Raw genomic sequence first — 26,576 nt, 5'->3', positions numbered from 1 at the left:
GTCAGGACATCCCTGGGACGAATTGGACGATCAGGTCGATGAGTTTGATCCCGATGAATGGGGCAATGATGCCGCCAAGCCCGTACATATAGAGATTGCGGCTCAACAGTTTTGACGCACTGCTCGGGGTGTAGCGAACGCCGCGCAGCGACAACGGGATCAGCATCACGATGACGATCGCGTTGAATATCACCGCGGACAGGATCGCCGACTGCGGGCTGTGTAACCGCATCACGTTGATCAGATCCAGCCCGGGGAACAGTGCCACGAACATTGCCGGGATGATCGCGAAGTACTTCGCGATGTCGTTGGCGATCGAGAAGGTGGTCAGCGCTCCGCGGGTGATCAGCAGCTGCTTGCCGATCTCGACGATCTCGATGAGTTTGGTTGGGTCCGAGTCGAGATCGACCATGTTGCCGGCCTCTTTGGCGGCAGACGTCCCGGTGTTCATCGCCACACCCACGTCGGCCTGGGCCAGAGCCGGCGCGTCGTTGGTGCCGTCACCGGTCATCGCCACCAGTTTGCCGCCCGCTTGCTCGCGTTTGATCAGCGCGAGCTTGTCCTCCGGCGTGGCTTCGGCAAGGAAGTCGTCGACACCGGCCTCGTCGGCAATCGCCTTGGCGGTCAACGGGTTGTCACCGGTGATCATCACCGTCCGGATGCCCATCTTCCGCATCTCGTCGAAGCGCTCACGCATGCCTTGCTTGACCACATCCTTGAGGTGGATGACGCCGAGCACGGCCGCCTCACCGTCGCGGACCTCGCCGACGACCAGTGGGGTGCCGCCGCTGGCGGAGATACCGTCGACGATCTCGCCGAGTTGGTGCGATACCTTGCCACCCTGGCCGCGCACCCAATCCGCGACCGAATTGGCCGCCCCCTTGCGTAGCAGATGGCCGTCCACGTCGACACCGGACATCCTTGTCGTAGCCGAGAATTCGACCCAATGGGCAGTTGCGAGCTCGCCGGGCGTGCGCGCGCGCAGCCCGAAATGTTGCTTGGCGAACACGACGACCGAGCGGCCTTCCGGTGTCTCGTCGGCCAGGCTGGACAGCTGCGCGGCATCGGCCAGCTGCTCATTGGTGACCCCGTCGAGCGGGATGAAGGCGGCAGCTTGCCGGTTGCCCAGTGTGATGGTGCCCGTCTTGTCCAGCAGCAGTGTGTTCACGTCGCCGGCGGCTTCCACCGCGCGCCCCGACATCGCCAGCACGTTGCGCTGCACGAGCCGGTCCATGCCGGCGATGCCGATCGCGGACAGCAGTGCACCGATCGTCGTCGGGATGAGGCAGACCAGCAGTGCCACCATCACGATTCCGGTGACGCCATTTGTGTTGAGCGCCTCGGTGTTTGGCACACCGGGGTTGTTCATCTTGGAGTAGATCGCGAGCGGCTGCAGGGTGGCGACGGCGAAGACGAAGATGATCGTCAACGCGGCCAGCAGGATGTTGAGCGCGATCTCGTTGGGGGTTTTCTGCCGGTTGGCGCCTTCGACGAGCGCGATCATCCGGTCGATGAAGCTTTCTCCGGGCTTTTGGGTGATTTGCACGACGATCCGGTCGCTGAGCACGGTGGTCCCGCCGGTGACCGCCGAGCGGTCGCCGCCGGACTCACGGATCACGGGCGCCGATTCGCCGGTGATCGCCGATTCATCCACCGACGCAATGCCTTCCACCACATCGCCGTCACCGGGTATCACCTGACCGGCCTCGACCACGACGATGTCGCCTTGTTGCAGCAGCGGCGCGGCGACTTCCTCCTCGACCGGGGTGGCTCCGGGTGCCCAGTCCTTCAGCCGGCGCGCCATCGTGGAGGTTTTCGCCTTGCGCAGGGTTTCGGCCTGTGCTTTACCGCGGCCTTCGGCCACCGCCTCCGCGAGGTTGGCGAACAGCACCGTCAGCCAGAGCCAGACCACGGTCAGCCACGCGAACCAGGTCGGGCTGACGATCGCCAGCAGGGTGCTCCACGCGGCGCCGATTTCGACGATGAACATCACCGGGTTGCGCCACAGCGTGCGTGGGTCGAGTTTGCGCAACGCGTCCGGCGTTGACTTCCATAGCATCTTCGGGTCGAGCAAACCGCCCTGCACCCGTTTCTTGCCGACGGGGGTCACGGCCAGCGGTTCGGCCGCCGCATCGTGGGTGGTCACGGTCATCAGTGGATTCCTTCGGCGAGAGGCCCGAGCGCGAGCATGGGCAGGAAGGTCAGGGCGACGAGAATCAGCGTCACGCCGGCGACCATTCCGACGAACTGTGGCCGGTGGGTGGGCAGGGTTCCTGCCGATTCCGGCGTGGCGCCTTGCTTGGCCAGCGAGCCGGCCAGGGCCAGCACCAGCACGATGGGCAGGAATCGGCCGAAGACCATCGCCAGTCCGAGCGCGGTGTTGTACCAGTCGGTGTTGACGCTGATGCCGGCGAAGGCCGATCCGTTGTTGTTGGCGGCGGAGGTGAACGCGTACAAGACTTCCGAGAGCCCATGCGGGCCGGTGTTCAACATCCCGGCGCGTTCGCCCGGCAGCGCCATCGCAATCGCGGTGCCGGTCAACACGATCAGCGGTGTGACGAGGAAATAGCTTGCCGCCAGCTTGATTTCGCGTGGGTTGATCTTCTTGCCGAGGTATTCCGGCGTCCGTCCGACCATCAGCCCCGCGACGAAGACGGTGATCACCGCCAGGATCAGCATCCCGTACAGGCCGGAGCCGGTGCCACCGGGCGCTACCTCACCGAGCTGCATGTTGAACATCGTGATCATCCCGCCGAGGCTGGTGTAGGAGTCGTGGAACGAGTCGACCGCGCCGGTAGAGGTCAGCGTCGTCGCGTCGGCGAACACCGCGGAGTCGGCGATGCCGAACCGTTGCTCGACACCTTCCATCGCCGCGCCGGTCGCGATCGGCACGGTGCCGTGATGCTGCAACTGGAACCACAACATGAACGTCACGCTGATCAGGGCCAGCGACGCCATCACCGAGGCGATCGCGTAGCCCTGTTTCTTGCTTCCCACCATCCGCCCGAACGTGCGCGGCATCGAAAAGCTGATCACCGTCAGCAGGAAGATCTCCAGCCAGTTCGTCCACGCGTTCGGGTTTTCGAACGGATGCGACGAGTTGGCGTTGTAGAAGCCACCGCCGTTGGTGCCGAGCTCCTTGATGACCTCCTGGCTGGCCACCGGGCCGCCGGTGATCCGCTGTTGGACACCGCCGAGAGTGTCGACCACCTGGTCGTGGAGGTGGAAGTTCTGGATCGCCCCGCCGGCGACCAGCACGATCGCGCTGAGCACCGCGATCGGCAGCAGGATGCGCAGCGTGCCGCGCACCAGGTCTACCCAGAAATTGCCCAGATCGCCGGTGCGTCGGCGGGCGAACCCACGCACCAGGGCGACCGCCACTGCCATGCCGACGGCGGCCGATACGAAGTTCTGCACCGCCAGCCCGGCCATCTGCACCAGGTGGCCCTGCGTGGATTCGCCCGAGTAGGCCTGCCAGTTGGTGTTGGTGACGAAGCTGACCGCGGTGTTCCACGCCAGCGCCGGGGTCATCGGAGTGGCCGGATCGTGCAGATGCAACGGCAACTTGCCCTGTACGAGCTGGAACACGAACAGAAAGAGAATGCTGATCGACGAGAACGCCAACACGCTTCGGGCGTAGGCGCCCCACGTCTGCTCGGAGCGCGCGTCGACACCGATCAGCCGGTAGATCACGCGCTCGACGGAGGAGTCTTTTTCCGCGGTGTAGACCCGATACATGTAGTCGCCCAACGGCACATGCACCGCGGCCAGTGCCGCGACAAGAAGAATGAGGAAAATGATTCCCGCGGATGTCGTGCTCACTAGAACCTCTCCGGGAACAACAGGGCACACCCCAGAAACAGGGCGAGAACGATGGAAAGTACTAAACCGACGATGTTTTCGTAGCTCACAGCCGCTCGACCAACTTCTGCACCGTGCCCAGCACCGCAAACACCGCCACCGTGAGCACGATGAATACCAACACGCCCATCCTGTCCCCGTTCCGCGTGATCGCGTGCATAGAAAAGGACCTCATCGAGTCAGCCACACCGCAGTCCTCGGAGGCAAGGTCAGCTTGAACGTAAGTGGGGCCGGTCCGAAAGGGCCTTTGGTTGACGCTTTCCTAACGGCGTGGGAATGCACCTTTACGTTTCCTTTACGCCCCTTTGTTCGAGCATCACCGTCGTCCCATGAGCGTGTGCTGAACGCCGGTAACGGCCGCGAATCCCGCTCTGTGATTGATCGTCACCGGCACGTTGATGCCGGACAACGCGCAAACACACAGGCGCACAACGACACTCGCCCCCCGCCTCGGGCTAACGCGTGCCCGGACCGTCGATCAACGGCAGTCGGACCCGGAAGACCGTTCGGCCGTTGGCGGATTCGGCACTGACGGAGCCATGATGGGCCTTGACGATCGAGCTGACGATGGCCAGGCCCAGTCCGATGCCCGTGCCGTCGGACCGGGAGGTGTTCGCGCGCACGAACCGCTCGAACAGCCGCGGGAGCAGGTCGGCGTCGATGCCGGGACCGTCATCGGCCACGGTCAGCTCCGCGTGCGGTGCGTCGGGATCGCTGTGGTGGCACGTGATTGCGGTGGTGACCGTGACGCCGGGGGGTGTGTGCAGGCGGGCATTGCTGTGCAGATTGCTCACGGCTTGATGCAGCCGAGCATGGTCCCCGCGGACCCAGACCGGTTCCTCGGGCAGGTCTTTGAGCCAACGGTGGGAGGGCGCCGCGGCCGCGGCGTCGTTCACCGCGTTGATGACCAGCTCGGCCAGGTCGACGTCTTCGTTCTGCAGGTCCTCACCTTCGCCCAGGCGCGAGAGCAGCAGCAGCTCCTCGACGAGCAAGGCCATCCGCCGCGCCTCGGATTCGATGCGTGCCAGTGCGTACTCGGTGGTCGGCGGTAACGCCGAACTGTCCTGACGGGTCAGCTCGGCATAGCCCTGAATCGCCGCCAGCGGTGTCCTGAGCTCGTGGCTGGCGTCGGTCAGGAATTGCCGCATGCGCATGTCGGAATCGACGCGATGCGCCAGCGCGCTATCGACGTTGTCCAGCAACCGATTCAGCGTGTGGCCGACGATCCCGACCTCGTTGTCGGGGTCGGTGTCTTCCTGGCGGACCCGGACGCTGATCCGGTGGTCGTCGCCGGTCAGTGGCATCACGGCCACTTCCGCGGCGGTCGCGGCGACGCGGCGTAGCGGGCGAAGTGTGTAGCCGACCACCCAGACCGTGAGCGCGGCGGTGATCGCCAGCGCGGCCGCGATCAGCAGGCTGGTGGTGATGTATTTGCGGGCCATGATCTGGTCGGCCAGCTTTACCGACATCCCGACGATCAGCAGGTCGGATCCTTCGCGTCGGCTGTCGACGCGGTAGGCGCCCAGGCTGCCCAGCCGTACGGTGCGCGGTGGCGCGTCGGCCCAGGACAGCGATTCGATCGACTGAATGACGTCCGGCGGGGCGGGTTTTGGTTGGTCCTCGGAGAACACCGCGGAGCCGATGACGGTGCCGTTGTGCACCACGGCGATCAGGTTGCCCGGTGTTTGTCCGGTGAATTCCAGCATCGCCTGGTCCACCGGTGGGGTGCGGCGGTGCGCCGAGGTGTGCTCGCCGTTGCGATATCGGCTGTAGGAGTTGCTCAACGCATCCAGGGATTCGGCGACATCGGCATCGCTGATCGCGGTGACGTAGCCACGCAGGCTGAGCACCGAGACCACGCCGACGGACACCAAAACCACTGTGACAACGCCTAATACACCTATCAGCAATTGACGGCGCAGCGAGCGGGGCAACCAGGAAGGAGTATTGCGCCGGCCCGTCATTCCAGCGGCCGCAGCATGTATCCGACACCTCGCACGGTGTGGATCATCGGCTCCCGGCCCGAGTCGATCTTCTTTCGCAGATACGAGATGTAGAGGTCGACAATGCTGGTGCGCCCGGCGAAGTCGTAGTTCCAGACGCGGTCCAAGATTTCGGTGCGGCTCAGCGCGCGACGCGGATTGCGCATCAGGAAACGCAGCAATTCGAACTCGGTCGACGACAGCGATATCGGGGCGCCGTCGCGGGTGACTTCGCGGCTGGCGGTGTCCAGCCGAAGGTCGCCGACCTTGAGCGCTTCGGCGGCCGGCGGTGACAGCTGGCTGGACCGGCGCAGCAACCCGCGAAGACGTGCGACCAGTTCCTCGAGGCTGAACGGCTTGGTCATGTAGTCGTCGGCGCCGGCGGTGAGCCCGGTGACGCGGTCCATGACCGAATCGCGGGCGGTCAAAAACAGGGTGGGGGTGTAGGCGTCCGATTCGCGGATCCGCTGCAGAATGCGCAGGCCATCCATGTCGGGAAGCATGATGTCGAGAACGAGCACGTCCGGTGTCACCCGGTCGAATTTGGCCAGCGCCTCGCGGCCGTTGTGGGCGATCTCCACCACCCAGCCCTCGTAGTGCAGGGCCATCTTGACCAGGTTGGTCAGGGCCGGCTCGTCGTCCACCAGCAAAACCCGGATCGGTGAGCCGTCAGCACGATAGATTCTGGGCAGCTGTCCCAGGATGGCTTGACGCGGGCGCTGGCTACCCGCGTATCCCGACATTGCGGCGGTCATGTTCTGAAAATTCTCGCAAAGCGCATATGCGCTTGTCACGGAGTTCATAGACTTCTCAAATCTTACGAACTCCCGAATCCGGTGCCGCGTGGGCAAGATTGCGATTATCGTTGTGCCCCAACAGATTTCAAACAACAGGGCCGCGTGCCGCACAAACAAAGGGGCCGCACACCGAATTGGTGTGCGGCCCCGGTTGAAACGAGGGTGTTAGGCCCAGCTGGACCCGACGGCGCTGTCGGTGCTGGCCATGTTGTTGCCCGCGGTCTGCACCTTCTGCCCGTGCTGGTTGGCCTGCTCGTAGATCACCTGGAAGTTGCGCCCCAACTGGGTGATGAACTCCTGGCAGGCAACCGAACCGGCGCCACCCCAGAAGTCACCGGCGGCCAGCACATCGCGCACGATGGCCTGGTGCTCGGCCTCCAACGAAGCGGCCTGCGCGCGGATCAACGCGCCGTGCGCGTCGACATCTCCGAACTGGTAATTGATCGACATTGTCTATGTCCTCCTGAATTGAAAGTTTTTTGGAAACCAGTGGTTTTCGCGGTTAGTGGCTGAGGGCCTGCTGCGAGGCCTGCTCTTGCGTCTCGTAGTTGTTGGCGTCACGGATGAGTCCGTCACGCACGCCGTGGAGCATGTTGACAATGTTGTTGAACGCCTGGTTCATCTGACCCATGGTGTCGTACGAGGTCGCCTGGGCCTGACCACTCCAGCCCGCACCGGCGATGTTCATCGACGACGCCCACATCTTGCGAGCCTCATCCGACACCGTCTGCGCGTGCATCTCAAAACGGCCCGCCATCGCACGCATCGCGTGCGGGTCGGTCATAAAACGTGTTGCCATGTTGCCTTTCTCCTTTTTTCGGGTGCTGCCTTCGGTAGCTGGAAGTCTGAGCGCGACGGTAGCCGCGCAGCGGATAGATTACGGCGTAGCGGTTAACTGCCAGCCTCGAACGAGTGACATGTGACTCCCTTTTCGGGGCGTCACACCACGACCTGCTTTGGCATGACGATCGGCTTGAAGCCGTACCGCGGCCCGGCGTAAGCGCCGGCGCCCTTGGCTCCGGCCACCATTCCCGGCATGCCGGGCGCACCCATGACGCCGGGTTCCTCGGCGGCGGCGGTCCAGCCCGAACCCTCGAGCGGAGCGGTCGCTGCCGCCGACTCGGTCGCCGGGGCAGCGTTCGCCGCCCAACTGGCCGGCACCGAGAGACGGCTTACGGTTGACGCCCCACCGAGGCTCGCCGTCGCCGCGCTGCCCAAGCCACCCGCACCCGCCATCGGAGACACCGAGCTCACCACGGCACCTTCGATGATGCCGCCCGCACCGGCGGGCACCACTTCACTGACCGCGGCTGCTGGCACTGCGGCACCGGCGAAGACGTGGCCCAGCGACACCGCGGTCGGGATGGTGATCATGCTGAACCAGGCCGCGGTGTTGACGGCGCCGTTGATGGCGTTCAGCACCGATGGGGTACCGAGGAAACCGTCGATCGACTGCAGAATGTTGTTGCTGTTTACCGGATTGGTGATGCCCAACGAGTCGAGCAATGACTGCACGTCCGAGCTGAAATCCAACGCCTGCAGGTCCGCCAGCGGCTGCATCGCGTCGTCGGCCGCGAGCAGGGCCGGGCCGGCCGGGTCCGTGGTCGAGGCCAGCGGTGTCACCGGCTGCAACATGCCCGACGCCGCATCCGCGGCGGCCTGATACGCGCTCATCGCGGTGGCGTCTTGTACCCACATTTCGTTGTACTCGACCTCCAATTCCATCAGCTGCGGGAGGCTGAACGGGACCGCCGCGAGCGCGGCCGCAAACTCCGCGCGATTGGTGAAGACCAGCGCCGGATTCACCACCGCCGCGTGCGCCGCCTCGAAAGCGGCCGCCGACGATGCGGCAGCGGAACTTGCCTGCTCGAGCGCGGCCGCCGTGTCGGTCAGGTACGTCACGATCGGCTGTGCCGCGGTCGCGGCCGCAGCCGACCCGCCCCCCGTCCACTGCTCGGTGGTCAGCAACGAGATGATCGATTCCCACGAGCTCGCCGTGGTGCCTACCTCCGCGGCCAGGTTGGCGTACGCGGTCGCGGCGGCCATGAACGGCGCCGAGCCCGGACCGGTCCACACGAGCGTCGAGGTGATCTCGGGGGGCAGTGCTGCAAAGTCCATAACCATTTTGTGTATCCCGCTCCTATAGGTCGAATGAGAGTTAGGTCTGTGCCGCGGCTAGACCGCGGTCGACTTCGGCATGACGATCGGCTTGACGCCGTAGCGTGGCGCGCCGAAGCCGCTGGATGCGCGCCCGGCACCGGTGACCATGCCGGGCATGCCGGCGATCGGTGTGCCCGTGCCGGTCTGCGGCGCGGCGGCGGTCCAGCCCACGGTGTGCAGCGGAGTGGCGGTGGTGCCCACCACCGGGGTGACCTGACTGCCGACCCAGCTCGGCGGCACCGACAGGTTGCCGACCAGGGTGCCCTGGCCGATGCCCGCGACCACCGGCATCGCCCCACCCATGCCGCCCATGCCGGCCGGCATGGGGGTCGTCGAGGCGGCGAGGTCCGCGGCGCCGGCGGCGGCGGCGGCTTCACCGATCGTGTCGCTACCGGCGGGAAGCAGACCACCACCGGCCATACCCACCAGGTTCGAGGCGGCCGACGCCCAGTTGCCGGCACCGATGTTCAAGATGTTGGCCGAGTTGCTGGACAGGCCGAACATCCCGCCGAGCATCGCCGAGTTGGTGTAGTTGCCGGTGCCGCCGAGCAGGTACTGGAGCCAGTCGAGGCCGGTGGTGCCGGGGCCGGCCGCCTGGACCTGTGAAACCGGATCCGACAGGAGGCTGAATTGGTCGGCGTCCGAAAGGAGTGCCGATGCCGCGTTGTTGGCTTCGGTGTCGCTGTAGCTGTTGGAGCTGGCGCCCAGGTTGGTCGTATACGTTTCCAGCTGGGTCTGTGCGTCGGTGGCGGTCGTCTGGTACGTGGTGCCGAACGCGGAGAAGATCGCCGCCTGCTGGAGCGACACCGCGTCGGCGCCGGCCGGAGCGACGACCGTGGTTGCTGCCGCCGCGCCGGCGTTTTGCGCCGCCAGATTGGCATTGATCGCTTCCAGCTGCCCCTGCGCGGCAAGCAACTCTTCAGTCACTGTTGTCAGGAATGACATCCATTGCTCCTCTAGTGTTCGAGCCATGTCGAGCCAAAGAACTGGATCGACCCTGTGTGGTGGCGTACGAGCCCCTGTGTACTGGCGTAAGGCTAATTTCCCCACTGACCAAGTTCCCGATCGAAAGGGCGAGGATGACGGGCGTTTACGGCCTCTTAACGCCGACGCCCGCAGTTTTAACAAGGTCCTGCCGGCCGACATGGCGGTGTCACTTGATGGGTGGGGCCGCGTGGCCGTAAGTCTGGCGGGACGCGCATCGTACGCGAAGAGAGGCCGGCACGCACGCGCGGATTTCGGCCGAATTCGGGTGGGACGCGGTGCCCCGCGACCGGGCCGGGCGCGCTAGATTCGCCGCCGGGGCCCCCATAGCCCAATTGGCAGAGGCAGCGGACTTAAAATCCGCCCAGTGTCGGTTCGAGTCCGACTGGGGGCACGGAAATACTGTGAACCGCGATGACTAGCAGGGGTAGAACCAGCCCTCGGACAGCCGCCACGACACCCGGTGCCAATCGCTGAACCAGGACACGTAGTCGTGGTCCCTGACCGGGTAGTACACCATGTGCTGGTTCCACCCGCACTCGGTCGTGAAGTCCCGACTCGGGAACCCCCACGAGAAGATCGGGCCGCTGTCTCGATTGAGGAAGTACAACCCGTGCGGGACGCCGAGCGGCTCACCAGACGGCCAGCCTCGCCCCGTGCGCCAGCCCCGCGACGTCACCAGATAGGTGAACGCAATGAACAACCACTGTGCCCCGTCGTGCGGGTCGGTCATCTTGGTCACCGTCGTGGACATGCCGCTCAACGACGCCAGCACGGTGTCGTCCGTAGCCAGGATGTCGCGATCACGCATCTTGATCGTTTTCGTCGTCGCGTGGCGGGCCGGGTGGTGTTCGATACCGAGGAGGTCGGTGATGTCGGTGCCGACCTTGAAGTTGTCGTGGACCATCTCATCGCGCAGGGTCTCCGTGACGTCGACTCCGGCGCTGCGGCGGAAGTAGGAAACGGTCGATTCGGTAGTCATCATGGCCTCCAATTCGAAACGACCGCCCGTGGCGAGCGGTTGAGGCCAAGTCAACGCCCCGCGATCGGGGGCCGCTAGCGTAGTCGACTACCCGCCAAAGGCGCGGCGGCCGGTGTTCGTCAGGGTCGATCGTGGGCGGCGATCTCGGACATCGCACCTTGGTAGTAGCCGATGATGTCGGCCTCGGTGATCGAGACTTCGCTGCGGCGGCCGAGGAAGAACACGCTACTGGCACCGTCGATCGTGTGCCTGGGGTCGAGCATGCGGTCCATCCAGCTGAGCCAGAAGAAACAGATCACCGCGAGCCGGCCGACTCGGCGGGACCGGGTGAGGGCCCGGACGAAATAGTCGATCGACCAACGCAAAGCGGTGCCCGCACCGGCCACGCTGCCGGAGTCGATGCGTTCGAACCTGCGGAACAAGTAGCGCTGCCCGCTATCGGTGAAACGGGTCAAGTCGTAGGGTCCTTCGCAGATCTGCTGGATGAACGGCGAGTCGGCGTAGACGATTCCGCGGGGACGTAGCACCCGGTGGATCTCCTCGGCCACCACCGTCGGCTCCAGCACGTACTGCAGCACCGCCTGGATGATCACGCCATCGATGGAGCCGTCGGCCAGCGGGATCGCGTGGCCGTCGCCGACGAATTGCACGGTCGGGCTGGCGTAGATGTCGAAGGAGATGAGATCGACATCCGGGTCGCCGTAGAGCTCCGCCAAGCCATCACCCTGAGAGCCGCCCCCGATCACCAGAATCCGGGGCCGTCGCCCGGCCGTGACGGCATCGGCCCGCAGCAGCTCCAGCATCCGGGCGACGCTGGCCGCGGCGGTGTCGTTCGCGGGGTGCATCAGCGAAGCCAGCACCCGGTGCAGCCCCCCTCGGGGCACCTCCGAAGCGCCCTGGGAAGCGCGCAACCGGTCGGCGTCGACCACGCTGTGCTCGAAATCGATGAGGGCGGGTATCCCGGCGACGACCGGGAACGGCTCCTCGGAGTACGGACAGGACGAATTGGTGCATCGCCAGGCACCGGCTTCGCAGCGCACCGCGTCGGTGCAGCGTGGACAGATGATGAGATTTTCGCGGACCATCGTGTCCAGGGCGAGCACGATTCACCTTAGCCCGCGGCCGTCCGGTGAGGGCGATATCGCTGCCGTGATGGCCGGGGCAACCCCTACATTTTGCTGCGGTTCTGCGGGCAGTAGGCCGCGACCGCCGCACCGACGATGCTGCCCGCGCCCATGTTGCTCACCCCGAGCGCCTTCTTCACGTCGTCGACGGTCTGGGCCATCGTGTCCCCGGCGTCAAAGTCCTGACACACCGCATGTCCGGCATTGATCATCATCTGGTCCTGGCCGTTGGGCCAGCTCAGCCCACGCTGCTGCAGCGTGCGCAGGTACGTGTCATCCGCCCCGTCGGCATTGGCGATCGGAGCGGCGCCGATGGCAACAAGGCCGGTCGCCACGGCAGCGATCGGGCCCGCCAACCATGCCGTGTTCTTCATTCGTCGACCCCCTTGATGTGAACCGTGCAGAACCAGAATCCTAACTTTGTCTTGACATTATTTCTCGGTAACGCATGTGGCAGCACCAGCCGGTTGCGGCTTCCTCCATCCTGAGCCGCCAGATACGGCTCAGCGCAAGCTATTACGCACCATGCCCACTCGCGCCGATCGCCATCGAAAGGAAGTCCAGACGCCACAGCTCCTGAAAAAGCTTGCGCGCGAAGTCCTTCGCCGCACCGGCGCCGCCGCCACCGCGCGCTGTGACGGCGGCGGCGATCTCGCGAATGCTGCGACGGCCGTCGACGAGTTGTGCGAATGGCAGCTGATCCGGGCCCAGCCGCACCCGATAACCGGGCCCCAACAGGTCGGCATCCGACAACAGGCAGGCGGTGCGCGACATCGGGACGTAGTCCAGCGCCTGGTCCGTCGCGAAGTCGATGGTGTACTGCTCTTTGGGACGGTCCGGGCGACACGCCATGAAGAAGTGTGTCGCATTCGTCGTCTGCAGCCGTTCCATCACCGACCACAGTTCGGCGTCCGGCAATTTCGCCAAATTATCTCCGAATTTGCTTGCCGGAGTGAAGAATTCGTGGGGATAGTACGGCGCCTTGTGGAACCATCCCTGGAAGGTGAGCCCGGCCGAGGCGACCAGATCGAGACAGTCGGCAACGGTGTAGCTGCGCTGGCGACCGTGCAGGAACGTGTCGACGAGCGCTCCGTCGGTCTGCAGATCGCGGGCGACCGCCAGGTAACCGCGGATGGGATGGTCGGCGGGCAGTGCGGCGATGATGTCCTTGACCACCCGCACCGACGCGTCGTCCTGGGAAAGCCCCAAGTCACGAAATACCGACTCGAGCAGTTCGACCCCGATCCGGCCGTATTTGGCGTAGAGCATGATCCCCATCGCGCCGTCACGGCGCAGGCAGCCGGCCAGCGCCGTCATCCCGGTCAGCGGATCGGCCAGGTGATGCAGCACGCCGGTGGACACGATCAGGTCGAAGTCGCGCCCCAGCGTCGACACCTCTTCGATCGGAAGCAGGTGCAATTCCAGGTTGTCCAGGCTGTGCTTGTTTTTCAGATACCGCTGATGGTCCAGTGCCGATCGGCTGACGTCGATCGCCACCACCTTGGCGGCGCGGTTGGTGAACGCGAATACCGACGCCTGGTTGGCCCCGCACCCCGCGATCAGGATGTCCAGGTCGGGCCGGTAGCCGCGGTCCGGCCACAACACCCGGTGCGCCCGGTAGGGGTCGAACCACTCCCAGTTGTTCTTCGAGTAGGCCTCGAGGTCGTCAATGGGGGGCGGGTACTGCCACCGATCGTATTGCCGGGAGACCACGTCGTTGCGCGGATCGTCGTTCACTACACAGGCAATGTAATGGGTTTGCCGGGCCCCCGCTGGATGCCGAGCGACGCCGACGCGGCGGTGCCCGCGGTGTAATAGTCGGCGACTCCTACACTGGCCCACCGTGGGCATGCTCTTTGGATTTGCGCCGTGGCTTATCTACTGGGTGCTGGTCGGCAACGTCCCCTTCAAAACCGCGGTGGTGGTCGCGCTGGTGATCGCCATCGCCGCGGTTGCGATCGGGCGCGCACTGGGTAAGCCGGGCGGCACCCTGGAGATCGGGGCGGTAGCCACGTTCGCGGTGCTGACGGTTCTGACCTTCACGCTCAGCGAGAGCTTCATGCACCGGTGGATACAGCCGCTCAGCAGCGGTGGGATCTTCCTGGTAGCCCTGATCGGGCAGCTGGTCGGCAAATCGTTCGTGCGCGAGTTCGCCGCGGCCGAGCAACCTCCCGACGTCGTCAAAACAGAACTGTTCGACCGGATCACCGACGTCTTGTCCTGGATCTGGATCGCCGCGTTCGCCGGCATGACGGTGTCGTCGGCGATTCCGCCGGTGCTGGAGCAGTTCGGGGGACAAGCGGCCACGATCCTCGACACGAAGACGCCGCTGCTGTTCGTCTGCTACTGGGTCATCCCCTACTCGTTGCTGGGGCTGGCGGCGCTCGCATCGCGGTACGTCCCGGAGCGGATGCTGGTCGGGATCGACGACCTGGAACGGGAAACCTCGTTCGTCGCCTACGACGAAGCGACGATCGACGAGCTGTATTTCCTCGCCCAGGAGCACGCGAATCGCGAGGTCGGCCCGGGTAAAGAGGCGTACAACGTGCGGGTCGGCGGGATGGGAACACCGCTGACCGGCGACGAATCGCGCAAGTCGTGGCCCTCGACCTACAAAGTGCGTGACAAGAAGCGTTGAACCGTGACGTCTGCTCGCGCGACATTGCGCGGCGCGACAACTTCCACTCGTTAGGTCGGTTCCATGGCATCCAAGAGGATCTGGCCCGTCGCTGCCGCCACCGTGCTCATCGCGGTGGCGGCCTGCTCGTCGGACCATTCCGGATCACGCGCTAAGCCGGAGTTGAAGACGGGCGCCGGTCAGGCGTTGACCATCACCCCGGCGCAGATGCTCGTGGCGACCGATGGGGATACGCCGGTGGCCTACGCCAAGCCCGAGCACGGCACCATCGCCTACGGCGCCGACGGCGCGATGATCTACACCCCCGACGCCGGGTTCACCGGCACCGATCAGCTGCACCTCACCTCAACCGAGAGCGTCAAGCTCTATGCCGAGAACCTGCCGCCGCTGGCAACCATCGGCGGCGTCGCCGTCCAGGCCAATGCGCACGGTTCGGCGATCGCCCCGGTACCGGGCAGCTCCGACGAGATTTACGGGCTGACCGACCGCGGCCCCAACGTTGCGGGGCGCACACCGAATGAAATCGTCCTTCCCGTACCCGATTTCCACCCGCAGATAGCCAAACTGAAGCTCACCGACGGCGTGGCGTCGGTGGAGCAGATCATCACGCTGGCGGGCAAGGACGGGGCGCCGTTGGTCGGGCTGTCCCACCCGCAGGCCACCAGCGGCGAGGTGACGGTCGACATCAACGGCAAGCCGCTGCCGCCGTCGGATCGTGGCCTCGACGGCGAGGGCCTGGTCGCGTTGCCCGACGGAACCTTCTGGGTCGCCGACGAATACGGCCCGTTCATCGTCCATTTCGACGCCAATGGCAAAGAGCTGGAACGCCTTTCACCGTTCGACGGAACGCTGCCGAAGGAGCTGTCGCTGCGTGGTCCGAACCACGGCCTGGAGGGCCTGACCGTCACCCCCGACGGCACGACGCTGGTGGCCATCATGCAGTCGGCGCTGCAGACCCCGGGGCTGGCCGGCCCGTCGACGTCGGTTCCGATCACCCGCATCGTGACGATCAAACTCGGCAACCGCAGCGACGTGCACGAGTACCTCTACCCGTTGGCCAACCCCGAGCAGACCAAGGTCGCGGTCTCGGAAATCACCGCGGTCACGGCCACCACCTTTCTGATCGACGAGCTGGACAGCGAGCCGCAGCCCAAGGGCAACAAGAAGATCTATCTGGCCGACATCTCCACAGCCACCGATGTCGGCCCCCGCGCGAACCTGGCCGGGTCGAGCTACCAGGCCGACCGCGGCGGGCTGCTGATCAACGGTGTTCCGATCGAGACCTTCGTCGGCATCGGCGGGGTCGACGCGGCCACCGAAAAACTGGGCAACGCCGGGATCACGGTGGCCGGCAAGAAACTCAAACTCGATCTCACCGATCTGCTGCGTTCGCTGTCGGCCGCCGGCAGCTTCTTCGGCCACGCCAAGATCGAAGGCATCGTCACCCCGGACGGCGGCAAGACGATAATGATCGCCAACGACAGCGATTTCGGGTTGCAAGGCCTGGCTTCGACCACACCGCCGTTCGCGCTCAAGCCCAAGATGCTGCCCAACGGCGCCCAGGACAGCGGCGAGATTTTGACCGTCGACCTCAGGAAGCTGCCCCCCACCATGGAGGCGGAGACGATCCCGATCAAGGTCGGCTGAGCCACCCGCGCAAGTTCGGATACGTTGGTTTCCGGCGGGCGCACCACCGGACGAGCCGCACGCGCACCGCAGCCAATTGCGGCCCAGCAAGGAGCATCCCGTATGAATGCGGTCAGCCCAGATGCCATTCGCGCGGAGACCGTCACCATCACCGGCCACGGCGGCGACGAGATCGAGGCCTATCGCGCCAGTCCGCTCGCCGAAGGATCGCGCGGCGGAATCGTCTGGATCCATCACATGCCCGGCTACGACCGGGAGACCAAGGAGTTCGTTCGCCGGCTTGCCGTCAGCGGCTACCACACCGTGGCGCCGAATCTGTACTCCCGCGAGGCGCCCGGCGCGGCCCCCGACGACGCGGCGGCGACGGTACGGGCGGCCGGCGGAGTGCCCGACGAGCGGCTGGTCGGCGATGTCGCGGGCGCGATCGAGCACCTGCGCTCGCTGCCCGGCGCGAACGGCAAGTTCGGCGTGATCGGACACTGCTCGGGCGGGCGGCACGCTTTCCTGGCGGCGTGCTCGCTGCAGTTGGACGCCGCGGTGGACTGCTACGGCGCATTCGTCGTGGAGGATCGGCCCGACGGCATGCCCAAGGCGATGCAACCGATCCTGCACCTGGCGCCGCGGCTCAGCTGCCCACTGCTCGGGTTGTTCGGGATCGACGACAAGTTTCCGGCCCCACCCGCGGTGGCCACGCTGGACGCCGAGCTGACCAAGCTGGACAAACCGCACGAGTTCCACTCCTACCAGGGCGCGGGCCACTCCTTCTTCTCCGTCGACCGGCCGGCGTACCGGGCGGAGGCCGCCGTCGACGGCTGGCGCCGCATCGACGAATTCTTCGCCACCTACCTGAAAGGCTAGGTCTACCAAGCCATGTGCACCTATCTGACCGAACACGTGCGGATCGACGGCAGCGGCAAGGGCGCCCAGGGGTGGTTCGGCGCCGACCGCGCCACGGTCTATGTCGACCATCCCGTCCACGCGCCCTACGGCCACACCGTCAACATCGACGTCCTCAATCCGGGGCTCGGACCGTCGGCGCGGGTCGCGCTGGAGCTCACCGAGGAAAGTGCGCTGGCGCTGGCCGACGCCATCCGCACAGCGATTTCGAATGCGCCGGCCGGTCTGGCGTCCAAGGACCAGTAGGTGACCCATGACGATCGAGCCTGACTACCCGCAGATGGCCGCCGCGCGGGGCCGCATCGAACCGGTACCGCGGCGGGTCCGGGGCTTTTTGGGCGACGAGCTGGTCTTCGATACGACCGCGGCGCGCTATGTGTGGGAAATCCCTTACTACCCGGCGTATTACGTGCCGCTGGTTGATGTGCGCGCAGGGTTCCTGCGCGACGAGAACCATGCGCAAAAGGTGCAGTTCGGGCCGTCGCGGCTGCATTCGGTGGAGGGGGCCGGCCAGACGCACCCGTCGGCTGCCCGGGTTTTCGACGCCGACAGCCCCGTCGCGGGCATGGTGCGTTTCGAATGGGATGCGTTGCGCTGGTTCGAAGAAGACGAGCCGATCTACGTCCACCCGCGCAATCCGTACTCGCGGGTCGACGCGCTTCGCTCGCACCGGCACGTCCGGGTCGAGTTGGACGGTATTGTGTTGGCCGACACCCGATCCCCGGTACTGCTGTTCGAAACCGGTTTGCCGACAAGGTATTACATCGACCCCACCGACGTTTCGTTCGCGCATCTGGAGCCCAGCCCGACGCAGACGCAATGCCCGTACAAGGGAGTAACCTCCGGCTACTGGTCGGTGCGCGTCGGCGACACCGTGCACGCCGACCTCGCCTGGACCTATCACTTCCCGCTGCCGGCGGTCAGCCAGATCGCGGGGCTGGTGGCGTTCTACAACGAGAAGCTCGACCTCGCCGTCGACGGTGTCGGTCTGGCCCGGCCGACGACCCAGTTCAGCTAATTCAACCCGCGACATACCGAGGGCCGGCAAATGTGACATTTCCCTCTTTTGGCCGCTGAAGCTAATAAATTCTTACCCCGTTATGGACCAACTGCCCGCTGTCGTGTTAGCTGTCAAGTACATATCCGCATTTAGCGATGCGCTGGATCGTTAGCCATTTGGTGACCGTGTATATACTTGGCGACTATCATCTGAGCGGATCCTGAGGCCGCGCAGTGATTTAGCCGACAGCGCCCATTTCACGGATTTTCGGCCGAAATTCGGCCAGTAGCATTTGTGCAGACCAGCGCATTTTTTTGGCGCTGAAATGCGGTTATCCGCCGTCGGTGTCGCTTCACCACTGGCGCATGCGGATGGCCGACATCAACGAACGAAGGCGGTGCGAACGTGAGCGAAACCAACGGCCGGGAGGCCGCCGGCGAGAGCGTCGAGATCGACGCGACACCGATGGCCGCGACGGCAGTCGAGATCGCCGTCGACAACGGCCCGATCAGCGGCATTGCGACCAGTCCGGACGGGCGCCGACTGGTGGCGACCCACTACGGAACCGACAGCGTCTCGATCATCGACACCGACACCTTTCGCGTCGTCGACACGATCGACGGCGTCGACGAGCCGTTCGCCATCGCGACCGGCGGCTCGGGAACGGGCCGGGCGTACGTGAGCACGGTGTCGACGGCCTATGACTCGATCCGGGTCATCGACGTGTCCACGAATGTGGTGGTCGCGACGCATCCGCTGGCGCTGTCCGTCAGTGATCTGGCGGTGGATGCGGCCGGGCGGCAGGTGTACGCCGGCCGTAACGGCACCGGGGTGGCCGACCTCGCCGCGCTGGACACCACGACCGGAAAGATCCACGCGATCACCGTCGCCGAGGCCGCCGCCACCGAATGCGTGCGCGTCAGCCCCGACGGCTCCCGGGCGTACGTGGGTGTCAACGGGCCCACCGGCGGCCGGCTCGTCGTGATCGGCACCAAAGCGCAATCCGAGGAGGCCGCGGGCCGGGCGAGCTGGCGCAAGAAGCGCGGCGCCGGCGAACGGACCGCGCTGCGGGTGATCGACACCGTGGAGATCGGCTTGCCCGTGCGTGACGTCGCGCTGAGCCGAAACGGTGCGATCGCCTACGTGGCGAGTTGGGCCCCCGAGGTGGGCGTCGTGGTCGACGTGATCGACACCCGGACCAACAAGATCATCAACACGCGCAAGGTCGGGGAGATCGGCGGCTTTCTCACCGGGATGACGCTGTCCGCCGACGGCGATCGCGCCTACCTGGTCAGCGACGACAACGTCACCGTGCTGTGCACGCTGACCCACGACGTCATCGCCACCCTCGGGGCGGGTATGCAGCCGTCGTGCGCGGTGGAAAGCCCGGATGGCAAGCGCCTCTACATTGCCGGCTACTGCGGCGCGGTGAGCGTCACGCCGATCGCGCCGGCCGCCCCGCCGGCCATCGAAAGCGCCGCCGACCGGGAACTGTTGAGCGCCGGCTGGCTGGTGCCCGACCTGGTGGCGCACGAACCCGTGCTCGCCTGACGTTCTGCCCCGGTTCGGCCGCGGTACAACACGCTTTGTCAGGGGAACCCGGTTCCCGTGCGATGGCGTGGCGATACCATTCGCCCGACCGACCATGAGGCGGCGCTGCGCCGAGACGGTAAGGCGGTAGATCGATGCAAAGCACGATGCAGGACTTTCCGCTGACCATCACCGCGATCATGCGGCACGGCTGCGGCGTTCATGGGGCCCGAACGGTCGCGACCGCCACGGGTGACGGCTACCGGCACACCACCTACCGCGAATTGGGCCGGCAGGCCGCCCAACTGGCACACGCGTTGCGCGGCCTGGGCGTGACCGGCGACCAGCGCGTCGCGACGTTCATGTGGAACAACGCCGAGCACCTCACGGCGTACCTCGCCGCCCCGTCGATGGGTGCGGTGCTGCACACCCTCAACATCCGGCTCTTTCCCGAGCAGATCTCCTACATCGCCAACGAAGCCGAAGACCGGGTCGTGCTGGTGGACATGTCACTGGCCAAGCTGGTCGCCCCGATACTGCCCGAGCTCGAAACCGTGCACACCGTGATCGCGGTCGGCGACGGTGACACGGCGGCGCTGCAGGAGTCGGGCAAGACGGTGCTGCGCTACGCGGAGTTGATCGAGGGCGAGTCGACCGAATTCGACTGGCCGGACCTCGACGAGAGATCGGCCGCTGCGATGTGCTACACGAGTGGCACCACCGGCAACCCCAAAGGTGTTGTCTACAGCCATCGTTCGAGCTTTTTGCACACCATGGCCGCGTGCAGCACCAACGGGATCGGGGTGGGGGCCTGCGACCGGGTGCTGCCCATTGTGCCGATGTTCCACGCCAACGCGTGGGGGCTGCCGTACGCGGCCCTGATGGCGGGCGCCGACCTGGTGCTGCCCGATTGCCACCTGGACGCGCGATCGGTGATCGACATGATCGAGAAGCTGCGACCCACCCTGGCCGGCGCGGTGCCGACCATCTGGAACGACGTGATGCATCACCTGGAAAAAGAGCCCGACCACGACATCTCGTCGCTGCGGCTGGTGGCCTGCGGCGGCTCGGCCGTCCCGGTGTCGATGATGCGCACCTTCGAAGACAAGTACAACGTCCAGATCCGGCAGTTGTGGGGCATGACCGAAACGTCGCCGCTGGCCACGCTGGCCTGGCCGCCGGTCGGAACCCCGGAGGAACGGCACTGGGCCATCCGCGGGACCCAGGGCCAGCCGATCTGCGGCGTCCAGATGCGCATCGTCGCCGACGACGGCACCGTGCTGCCCAACGACGGCAAGGCCGTGGGCGAGGTCGAAGTTCGTGGCCCGTGGATCACCGGCTCCTATTACCTCGGGCGGGACGACTCCAAATTCGATTCCGGCTGGCTGCGTACCGGCGATGTCGGCCGCATCGACGCCGACGGCTTCGTCACCCTCACCGACCGCGCCAAGGACGTGATCAAGTCGGGCGGGGAGTGGATCTCCTCGGTCGAGTTGGAGAACTGCCTGATCGGCCATCCGGACGTGCTCGAGGCCGCCGTCGTCGGGGTTCCCGACGAACGGTGGCAGGAACGCCCGCTGGCCGTCGTCGTCCTCAACGAAGGCGCGTCGGTCAGCGCCGGCGAGTTGCGAACGTTCTTGTCGGACAAGGTCGTTCGTTGGTGGCTACCCGAGCGGTGGGCCTTCGCCGACGAGATCCCGCGCACCAGCGTCGGCAAGTACGACAAGAAGGCCATCCGGGCCCGGCACGCGGACCACGGATACGACGTCACCGAGGTGCGCGACTGAGGCTCGCTGAAAGGGATTGATTCCATGGCACATTCGCGCGTCTTCGAAGAGTCGCTGGTCATATCGGTTCCGGCCGAACAGGCCTTTCACCGCATTCTGCCGGCGCCGCTCACGGAGATCTTCAGCCGCCGGCACGGGGTGTTCCCTCCGATCGAGGAGGTGCGCGACCAGACCGGCGCGTGGGATGCCGCGGGCCAGACCCGCACCGTGGTGATGGCCGGCGGTGGCAGCACCCGCGAGGAGCTCACCAGCGTCGACCCGCCGCGTTCGTTCGGTTACCGGCTCGACGACGTCACCGGGCCGATGGCCTTGCTCGTCGACCATGTGCTGGGGGAGTGGACCTTCGCCCCGGCCGCCGGAGGTACCGAGGTCACCTGGCGCTGGGACATCCACCCGCGCTCGGCGCTGACCGCACTGGCACTTCCGGTGTTCGGCCGGATGTGGAAGGGCTACGCGCGCCAGGCGCTGCGCGACCTGTCGGGCATGCTGACGCGCTGAGGCCGCAACCGGATTCGGTACCGTCGAGCTCAGTGTCAGGGTGAGGTTGCCGCTTGTTGCGGTGGTTGGATCCTGATCACCTGGTGTCTGGCTCGTAGCGTCGCTGCCGCCCTCGGGTTGGCGTTCATGGGTTTTGTCGGCATCAGGTGTGAAGGACCGGCCGGCGTGACTTGATAGGAGCGTGGCGTCGCCCCCACTGAGATGTGTCCGCCGACCGGCCCAACCGTCACCTCACAGTGAAGGAGGCAACCTCCATGGTTGTTGTTGGAGCCGATGTACACAAGCGCACGCATACGTTCGTCGCCGTGGACGAGGTGGGCCGCAAAGTCGGCGAGAAGGTCGTTGCAGCCACGACTTCAGGTCATCGCCAGGTGGTGCGATGGGCTCGCAGTCAGTTCGGGGTCGAGCTGGTGTGGGCGATCGAGGATTGCCGACACTTGTCAGCCCGCCTCGAGCGCGACCTGTTATCCGCCGATCAGAAGGTGGTGCGAGTTCCATCGAAGTTGATGGCTCAGAGCCGGGCCTCGGCGCGTACCCGAGGCAAGTCTGATCCGATCGATGCGTTGGCCGTCGCGCGAGCTTACCTGCGTGAGCCCGATCTTCCGGTGGCCTCCCACGACGAGGTGTCGCGGGAGCTGAAGCTGCTGGTGGACCGCCGTGAAGACCTTGTGGGGCAACGTACTTCGACGATCAACCGGTTGTTGTGGCGCGTGCACGAACTTGATCCGGGCCGAGCACCGAAACCGGCGTCGCTGGATCTGAGCAAGCACCGCAGGTTGCTCGGTGACTGGTTGGCTACCCAGCGTGGTCTGGTCGCCGAGCTGGCCCGCGAGGAGTTGGCCGACATCACCCGACTCACCGAAGCCATCAATGCCTTGACCAAACGTATCGGCGAGCGCGTCCGTGCGATCGCTCCGGCGCTTTTGGCGATGCCCGGCTGTGGCGAGCTGACCGCGGCCAAGATCATCGGTGAAACCGCCGGGGTCACCCGCTTCAAAAGCGAGGCCGCCTTCGCCCGCCACACCGGGGTAGCCCCGATCCCGGTCTGGTCGGGAAATACCGCCGGCCGCGTGCGCATGACTCGCTCGGGCAACCGTCAACTCAACGCCGCTCTGCACCGTATCGCGGTCACTCAAATCCGCCTCGACGGCCTTGGTCGGGCCTACTACCGAGGCCGGCTCGCCGCTGGTGACTCCAGGCCCGAGGCCCTGCGCTGCCTCAAACGCCGCCTGGCCCGTGTCGTGTTCCACCACCTCCACACCGACCACCACAACCGAATCCAGCCTTGCCAACCGGCAGCGGCTTGACATAGGAGAAACCCATGTGTCGACTCTTCGGCCTGCACGCCGGGACGCACGCTTGCACCGCGACCTTCTGGCTGCTGGACGCACCGGACAGTCTGGCCGAGCAGAGCCGGCGCAATCCGGACGGCACCGGCCTGGGTGTCTTCGAGGCGAACGGCGAACCGCGGCTGTACAAGGAGCCGATAGCGGCGTGGCAGGACGCCGAGTTCGCCACCGAAGCACACCGCAAGACCGGTACGACGTTCATCGCCCATGTGCGCTATGCGACGACCGGATCGCTCGACATCCGCAACACCCACCCGTTTTTGCAGGACGGCCGGATCTTCGCGCACAACGGTGTGCTCGAGGGACTTCCGGTTCTCGACGAGCGGCTGCGCGAGGTCGGCGCCGACGACCTGGTGTTGGGGCAGACCGATTCGGAGCGGGTGTTCGCGCTGATGACCGCCTCGATCCGCGCCGCCGGCGGCGACATCTCCGCCGGCATCACCGCCGCGATGACCTGGCTCGCGGACAACGTGCCGATCTACGCGGTCAACGTGTTGCTGTGCACGGCCACCGACATGTGGGCGCTGCGCTACCCGGCGACTCACCAGCTCTGCCTGCTGGACCGCCGCGACGAGTCCGCGGCAACACCCGACCCGGAATTCGACTTGCGCACCAAGCGGATTCACGCGCAGTCCGACCTGCTGTGCACCCGGCCGTCGGTGGTGCTGGCCACCGAGCCGATGGACGACGACCCGCGCTGGCGCCTATTGCACCCCGGCGAGCTGGTGCACGTCGACGGCTCGCTGCAGATCCACCGGACGATGATCCTGCCCGACCCGCCGAAGCACCTGCTGCGCCGGGAGGATCTGAGCGTGCCGGTCGAAGACGCGCAGCACGCGCTGCCCAACACCCGGAAGTTGTGACATGACCACCAAACGTGCCCTGGTGCTGGCCGGCGGAGGAATAGCCGGAATCGCTTGGGAGACAGGTATTCTGCAGGGCATCGCCGACGAGTCGCCGGCGGCGGCGCGGCTGCTGCTGGATTCGGAGGTGCTGGTCGGCACGTCGGCGGGTTCGGCGGTCGCCGCCCAGATCGGCAGCGGTGCCACACTGGAGGCGTTGTTCGAGCGCCAAGTCGGCGAGGAGTCGGGCGAAATCGACTCCGGCGTCGACGTCGAGACCATCACCGAGCTGTTCCTGACCGCGCTGGCCGAGCCGTACGCCGACTCGCTGGACAGAACGCGCCAGCAGATGCAGCGGATCGGGGCGGTGGCGCTGGGCGCCAAGACCGTTCCCGAGCCGGTCCGCCGCCGGGTGATCGCGCAACGTCTGCCGTCGCACGACTGGCCGCGCCGCGCGCTGCGCATCACCGCGATCGACACGGCCACCGGCGAATTGGTGGTCTTCGACTCCGAATCGCAGGTGGAGCTCGTCGATGCGGTGGCGGCCAGTTGCGCGGTGCCGGGAGCGTGGCCGCCGGTGACGATCGACGGCCGGCGATACATGGACGGTGGGATCGCCAGCTCGGTGAACCTCGATGCCGCCCGCGACTGCGACGCGGCGGTGGTGCTGGTGCCCTCGGCGCCCGACGCCCCGGCGCCGTTCAGCGACGGGCCGGCCGCCGAGATCGAGGCGTTCGCCGGCACGGCATTCGGGGTATTCGCCGATGCCGACTCGTTGAAAGCGTTCGGGCCCAACCTGTTAGACCCGCGCTGTCGCGTCAGCTCGGCGGCTGCGGGACGGGAACAGGGCCGCCGCGAAGCCGCCGCCGTGGCCCGGTTCCTGGGCGTCTGATCAGCCGTCGATCGCGGGCGGTTCATCGGCCGTGCGCTCGAGCGCATCGAGAGCCTGATCGGCCAGCAGCCGGCCGACGTCGATCACCTCTGCTGCGCGGTGGAAATCCAGGCTCCGGCACGTCGAACGCGGTACCTCGATCAACAGGTCGGGTGGGTAGGCCGACAGCGTGTGGCGGGTGAGCGCCGACTGAGCGATGTCGAAGGCCCGGTACATCACCTCGAAGCTGCCCAGCTTCGGAACCCCGGGCGCCTCGACGAACTCGTCGGCGTCGTCCTCGCCGGACTCGTCCGGATCGGTGTCCGCGCCGAAGCGGCTCAACACGGCGCGCGCGGTGGGCCGGTCGAGCAGCGACCGCACGGCCGACGTGTCCAGCAGCGCGGTAGTGCTGCGCACCATGCGGTTCAGCAACTCGACGGTGGCGCCGGGCTCGGGCTCGCGTTTCGCGATCACCTCGCTACCGCTGACGCCCACGGCGATGGTCAGGTCGGCATTGACCGCCGCGAGCGGGGCCATCGGCAGCGGATCCAGGATCCCGCCGTCGGCGAGCAGCCGCCCACCGACTTCGTGCGGAGGGATCACCCCCGGAATCGCGATGGATGCCCGGATCGCCTGGTCGAGCGGACCGTGCTGAAACCACACCGACTTACCGGCCAGCAGGTCGGTCGCCACCGCGGTGTAGGGGATCGGCAGCTCCTCGATTGTCACCGGGCCGAGGATGTCGCGCACCGCCTCGAGGATCTTTTCCGCCCGCATCACCCCCGCCGCGCTGATCGACGGGTCGAGCAGCCGCAGGATGGTGCGTTGCGTCAGCGACTTCGCCCAGTCGGCGAACTCGGCCAGCCGCCCGGCGGCCTGCAGTCCGCCGATCATCGCGCCCATCGACGATCCGGTGATCCCCACGATCTCGAAGCCGCGCTCCTGCAGCGCCTCGATCACCCCGATGTGGGCGTAGCCCCGGGCGCCACCGCTCCCGAGTGCCACGGCGACCCGGGGACGTGGTGATCGACGCGCGACGGCTTCGCCAGACACCCCTACATTTTGCGTGTCGGATCCGGCCCTCGCCGGGTCGGGGCGGCACTTTTTTCAACCGTGATCGCAATTGCGCAGGAGTTCGAAGGACGCTAGCCGCATTCGTCGTTGGCGGCCGCTCGCGCGGCGGTGATCACCGCCGCCTGCCGCGCCGGCGTCAGGTCCACCCACCTGGTGTTCCAGCTGCCCGCGGTGGCTGTCGGCGAGGTTTGGATCATCGCCAGATACGGCTCGAACTGGGATTCCCCGGTGTTGGGCCGGGCCTCCATCCACACCTTTGCGGCATGACAGGCCTGGTAGTACTCCTCTTCGGTCGATTCCGCGGGGACATCGACCCTGGTTGTCACCCCGGCCGGGGACAGACCGACGGCCCCCGCCGGCGCCGAGGTGGCGCCCTGCGGGCCGGCCGACAGTTGCGGGGGCGACGACGTGACCTTGCCGGCGGGGGCGCCATCCGACGAGCACCCCGCCAGTCCGATCGAACCCGCCACGACGAGTGCGCCCCACAGCAGGGGGCGATGACTGTACGACCGCACCGCCTCAATCTATGCAACACTGGCGGCCGTGATGGAGC

Annotated in this window: 26 protein-coding genes and 1 tRNA gene; 12 read left to right on the top strand and 15 right to left on the bottom strand. The window is 66.3% G+C overall.

The genetic code is table 11. From position 1 onward, the window contains the following. Position 1: 1 nt before the first annotated feature. The 9 genes from kdpB to BN973_RS24160 form a co-directional block, all read right to left on the bottom strand. Positions 2–2,152: a potassium-transporting ATPase subunit KdpB gene (kdpB, locus tag BN973_RS24200; RefSeq protein ID WP_036471237.1), complete on the bottom strand. Its 2,151-nt coding sequence runs from the start codon at positions 2,150–2,152 to the stop codon at positions 2–4. Continuing rightward, positions 2,152–3,822 carry a potassium-transporting ATPase subunit KdpA gene (gene kdpA, locus BN973_RS24195; protein ID WP_036471235.1) on the bottom strand — a complete coding sequence of 557 codons (1,671 nt, stop codon included), beginning with the start codon at positions 3,820–3,822 and terminating at the stop codon, positions 2,152–2,154. The genes kdpB and kdpA overlap by 1 nt, the downstream gene beginning before the upstream one ends. Continuing rightward, a complete protein-coding gene (locus BN973_RS32125; protein ID WP_084163530.1) occupies positions 3,822–3,911 on the bottom strand; it encodes a potassium-transporting ATPase subunit F in 90 nt (29 codons plus the stop codon). The genes kdpA and BN973_RS32125 overlap by 1 nt, the downstream gene beginning before the upstream one ends. Positions 3,912–4,316: 405 nt before the next feature. Then, positions 4,317–5,825, bottom strand: coding sequence for a sensor histidine kinase (locus tag BN973_RS24185; protein WP_036471234.1), 1,509 nt, complete (start codon positions 5,823–5,825; stop codon positions 4,317–4,319). Continuing rightward, complete coding sequence (locus tag BN973_RS24180; RefSeq protein WP_036472994.1) at positions 5,822–6,586, bottom strand: response regulator transcription factor; 765 nt, start codon at positions 6,584–6,586, stop codon at positions 5,822–5,824. The genes BN973_RS24185 and BN973_RS24180 overlap by 4 nt, the downstream gene beginning before the upstream one ends. A gap of 219 nt (positions 6,587–6,805) precedes the next feature. Next, positions 6,806–7,090 carry a WXG100 family type VII secretion target gene (locus BN973_RS24175; RefSeq protein ID WP_036469090.1) on the bottom strand — a complete coding sequence of 95 codons (285 nt, stop codon included), beginning with the start codon at positions 7,088–7,090 and terminating at the stop codon, positions 6,806–6,808. A 52-nt stretch (positions 7,091–7,142) separates the two neighbouring features. Beyond that, positions 7,143–7,439 carry a WXG100 family type VII secretion target gene (locus tag BN973_RS24170; RefSeq protein ID WP_025735564.1) on the bottom strand — a complete coding sequence of 99 codons (297 nt, stop codon included), beginning with the start codon at positions 7,437–7,439 and terminating at the stop codon, positions 7,143–7,145. Between the two features lie 140 nt (positions 7,440–7,579). Next, positions 7,580–8,764: a PPE family protein, SVP subgroup gene (locus BN973_RS24165; protein ID WP_036471233.1), complete on the bottom strand. Its 1,185-nt coding sequence runs from the start codon at positions 8,762–8,764 to the stop codon at positions 7,580–7,582. 51 nt (positions 8,765–8,815) lie between these two features. Continuing rightward, positions 8,816–9,745: a PPE family protein, SVP subgroup gene (locus BN973_RS24160; protein ID WP_036471232.1), complete on the bottom strand. Its 930-nt coding sequence runs from the start codon at positions 9,743–9,745 to the stop codon at positions 8,816–8,818. A 359-nt stretch (positions 9,746–10,104) separates the two neighbouring features. Here BN973_RS24160 and BN973_RS24155 point away from each other — a divergent pair. Then, positions 10,105–10,178: transfer RNA gene (locus BN973_RS24155), tRNA-Leu, on the top strand. A gap of 24 nt (positions 10,179–10,202) precedes the next feature. Here the strand turns inward: BN973_RS24155 and BN973_RS24150 are convergent. From BN973_RS24150 to BN973_RS24135, 4 genes are all read right to left on the bottom strand, one after another. Further along, positions 10,203–10,766 carry a hypothetical protein gene (locus BN973_RS24150; protein ID WP_139830287.1) on the bottom strand — a complete coding sequence of 188 codons (564 nt, stop codon included), beginning with the start codon at positions 10,764–10,766 and terminating at the stop codon, positions 10,203–10,205. Between the two features lie 119 nt (positions 10,767–10,885). After that, complete coding sequence (locus tag BN973_RS24145) at positions 10,886–11,869, bottom strand: methyltransferase domain-containing protein (RefSeq protein WP_051641468.1); 984 nt, start codon at positions 11,867–11,869, stop codon at positions 10,886–10,888. 65 nt (positions 11,870–11,934) lie between these two features. After that, positions 11,935–12,264, bottom strand: coding sequence for a DUF732 domain-containing protein (locus BN973_RS24140; RefSeq protein WP_051641467.1), 330 nt, complete (start codon positions 12,262–12,264; stop codon positions 11,935–11,937). 142 nt (positions 12,265–12,406) lie between these two features. Then, positions 12,407–13,627 (bottom strand): class I SAM-dependent methyltransferase, encoded by a 1,221-nt coding sequence (locus tag BN973_RS24135; protein WP_036471229.1) that lies wholly within the window; start codon positions 13,625–13,627, stop codon positions 12,407–12,409. A 106-nt stretch (positions 13,628–13,733) separates the two neighbouring features. Here BN973_RS24135 and BN973_RS24130 point away from each other — a divergent pair, with 106 nt between their 5' ends. The 11 genes from BN973_RS24130 (at position 13,734) to BN973_RS24080 (ending at position 24,970) form a co-directional block, all read left to right on the top strand. After that, complete coding sequence (locus tag BN973_RS24130) at positions 13,734–14,528, top strand: hypothetical protein (protein WP_036471228.1); 795 nt, start codon at positions 13,734–13,736, stop codon at positions 14,526–14,528. Between the two features lie 63 nt (positions 14,529–14,591). Next, complete coding sequence (locus BN973_RS24125; RefSeq protein WP_036471226.1) at positions 14,592–16,175, top strand: esterase-like activity of phytase family protein; 1,584 nt, start codon at positions 14,592–14,594, stop codon at positions 16,173–16,175. 102 nt (positions 16,176–16,277) lie between these two features. Continuing rightward, entirely contained in the window at positions 16,278–17,033 is a 756-nt protein-coding gene (locus tag BN973_RS24120) for a dienelactone hydrolase family protein (RefSeq protein ID WP_036471225.1), read from the top strand. 12 nt (positions 17,034–17,045) lie between these two features. After that, positions 17,046–17,318: a DUF6295 family protein gene (locus BN973_RS24115; protein WP_036471224.1), complete on the top strand. Its 273-nt coding sequence runs from the start codon at positions 17,046–17,048 to the stop codon at positions 17,316–17,318. A gap of 13 nt (positions 17,319–17,331) precedes the next feature. Next, complete coding sequence (locus BN973_RS24110; protein WP_139830296.1) at positions 17,332–18,090, top strand: DUF427 domain-containing protein; 759 nt, start codon at positions 17,332–17,334, stop codon at positions 18,088–18,090. Between the two features lie 387 nt (positions 18,091–18,477). Continuing rightward, positions 18,478–19,623 (top strand): YncE family protein, encoded by a 1,146-nt coding sequence (locus BN973_RS24105; protein WP_139830288.1) that lies wholly within the window; start codon positions 18,478–18,480, stop codon positions 19,621–19,623. 134 nt (positions 19,624–19,757) lie between these two features. Next, positions 19,758–21,389: a long-chain fatty acid--CoA ligase gene (locus BN973_RS24100; RefSeq protein WP_036471222.1), complete on the top strand. Its 1,632-nt coding sequence runs from the start codon at positions 19,758–19,760 to the stop codon at positions 21,387–21,389. A 24-nt stretch (positions 21,390–21,413) separates the two neighbouring features. Beyond that, positions 21,414–21,887, top strand: a complete 474-nt coding sequence (locus tag BN973_RS24095; protein WP_036471221.1) for an SRPBCC family protein — start codon at positions 21,414–21,416, stop codon at positions 21,885–21,887. Between the two features lie 236 nt (positions 21,888–22,123). After that, on the top strand, positions 22,124–23,194 hold the full coding sequence (locus BN973_RS24090; protein ID WP_198048926.1) for an IS110 family RNA-guided transposase: 1,071 nt from the start codon (positions 22,124–22,126) through the stop codon (positions 23,192–23,194). Positions 23,195–23,208: 14 nt separating this feature from the next. After that, entirely contained in the window at positions 23,209–24,099 is an 891-nt protein-coding gene (locus tag BN973_RS24085) for a class II glutamine amidotransferase (protein WP_036471220.1), read from the top strand. Between the two features lies 1 nt (position 24,100). After that, positions 24,101–24,970, top strand: coding sequence for a patatin-like phospholipase family protein (locus BN973_RS24080; RefSeq protein WP_036471219.1), 870 nt, complete (start codon positions 24,101–24,103; stop codon positions 24,968–24,970). Here BN973_RS24080 and BN973_RS24075 read toward each other — a convergent pair whose 3' ends face one another. After that, positions 24,971–26,002 (bottom strand): patatin-like phospholipase family protein, encoded by a 1,032-nt coding sequence (locus BN973_RS24075; protein ID WP_051641466.1) that lies wholly within the window; start codon positions 26,000–26,002, stop codon positions 24,971–24,973. It abuts the gene before it with no gap. A gap of 92 nt (positions 26,003–26,094) precedes the next feature. Continuing rightward, the gene (locus tag BN973_RS24070) at positions 26,095–26,538 is read right to left on the bottom strand and encodes a lipoprotein LpqV (protein WP_232232140.1); all 444 of its coding nucleotides are present in this window, start codon (positions 26,536–26,538) and stop codon (positions 26,095–26,097) included. Positions 26,539–26,576 lie beyond the last annotated feature (38 nt).

This window comes from Mycobacterium triplex (genome assembly GCF_000689255.1).
Classification (GTDB): domain Bacteria; phylum Actinomycetota; class Actinomycetes; order Mycobacteriales; family Mycobacteriaceae; genus Mycobacterium; species Mycobacterium triplex.
This window is presented reverse-complemented; position numbering and strand designations above follow the sequence as displayed.

Excerpts from the sequence above, each read along its gene's own strand:
- kdpB (WP_036471237.1), bottom strand. The coding sequence starts at position 2,152 with ATGACCGTGACCACCCACGATGCGGCGGCCGAACCGCTGGCCGTGACC.
- BN973_RS24185 (WP_036471234.1), bottom strand. The coding sequence starts at position 5,825 with ATGACGGGCCGGCGCAATACTCCTTCCTGGTTGCCCCGCTCGCTGCGC.
- BN973_RS24180 (WP_036472994.1), bottom strand. The coding sequence starts at position 6,586 with ATGTCGGGATACGCGGGTAGCCAGCGCCCGCGTCAAGCCATCCTGGGA.
- BN973_RS24175 (WP_036469090.1), bottom strand. The coding sequence starts at position 7,090 with ATGTCGATCAATTACCAGTTCGGAGATGTCGACGCGCACGGCGCGTTG.
- BN973_RS24170 (WP_025735564.1), bottom strand. The coding sequence starts at position 7,439 with ATGGCAACACGTTTTATGACCGACCCGCACGCGATGCGTGCGATGGCG.
- BN973_RS24165 (WP_036471233.1), bottom strand. The coding sequence starts at position 8,764 with ATGGTTATGGACTTTGCAGCACTGCCCCCCGAGATCACCTCGACGCTC.
- BN973_RS24160 (WP_036471232.1), bottom strand. The coding sequence starts at position 9,745 with ATGTCATTCCTGACAACAGTGACTGAAGAGTTGCTTGCCGCGCAGGGG.
- BN973_RS24150 (WP_139830287.1), bottom strand. The coding sequence starts at position 10,766 with ATGACTACCGAATCGACCGTTTCCTACTTCCGCCGCAGCGCCGGAGTC.
- BN973_RS24140 (WP_051641467.1), bottom strand. The coding sequence starts at position 12,264 with ATGAAGAACACGGCATGGTTGGCGGGCCCGATCGCTGCCGTGGCGACC.
- BN973_RS24125 (WP_036471226.1), top strand. The coding sequence starts at position 14,592 with ATGGCATCCAAGAGGATCTGGCCCGTCGCTGCCGCCACCGTGCTCATC.
- BN973_RS24120 (WP_036471225.1), top strand. The coding sequence starts at position 16,278 with ATGAATGCGGTCAGCCCAGATGCCATTCGCGCGGAGACCGTCACCATC.
- BN973_RS24115 (WP_036471224.1), top strand. The coding sequence starts at position 17,046 with ATGTGCACCTATCTGACCGAACACGTGCGGATCGACGGCAGCGGCAAG.
- BN973_RS24100 (WP_036471222.1), top strand. The coding sequence starts at position 19,758 with ATGCAAAGCACGATGCAGGACTTTCCGCTGACCATCACCGCGATCATG.
- BN973_RS24095 (WP_036471221.1), top strand. The coding sequence starts at position 21,414 with ATGGCACATTCGCGCGTCTTCGAAGAGTCGCTGGTCATATCGGTTCCG.
- BN973_RS24085 (WP_036471220.1), top strand. The coding sequence starts at position 23,209 with ATGTGTCGACTCTTCGGCCTGCACGCCGGGACGCACGCTTGCACCGCG.
- BN973_RS24080 (WP_036471219.1), top strand. The coding sequence starts at position 24,101 with ATGACCACCAAACGTGCCCTGGTGCTGGCCGGCGGAGGAATAGCCGGA.